Here is a 483-nt window from a genome sequence, read left to right as displayed (position 1 = left end):
GTCGGGCTTCCCGAAGTCACCCTGGGCCTGCTGCCCGGCGGCGGTGGAGTGACCCGCACGGTCCGCATGTTCGGTGTGGTGGACGCCCTGCGGAAGGTCCTCCTGGAGGGCACCCGGTACGGACCGGCGCGCGCCCGGGAGGCCGGCCTGGTCGACGAGATCGCCGCCGACCCGGACGAACTCCTCGCCAGGGCCAGGGCGTTCGTCGACGCCCACCCGCAGTCCACGCAGCCCTGGGACGCCCCCGGGTACCGCATCCCCGGCGGCACCCCCGCGAACCCGGAGTTGGCCGTGCAACTCCCCGCCCTCACCGCGATGCTGAAGAAGAAGACGGGGGGCGCTCCGTACCCGGCCCCGCGCAACATCCTCGCGGCGGCCGTGGAGAGCTCCCAGGTCGACGTGGACACGGCCTTCGTGGTGGAAGCCGGGTACCTGACGGAACTGGTCACCGGGCAGATCACCAAGAACATGATCCAGGCGTTC

1 protein-coding gene is annotated in these 483 nt (G+C 72.0%); it reads left to right on the top strand.

Going from position 1 to position 483, the window contains the following annotated elements:
- Positions 1-483: enoyl-CoA hydratase-related protein (locus B7L92_RS42940; protein ID WP_255311236.1), on the top strand; the 483-nt coding region annotated here is incomplete at both ends.

The organism is Streptomyces viridosporus, from assembly GCF_002078235.1.
GTDB lineage: Bacteria > Actinomycetota > Actinomycetes > Streptomycetales > Streptomycetaceae > Streptomyces > Streptomyces viridosporus.
This window is presented reverse-complemented; position numbering and strand designations above follow the sequence as displayed.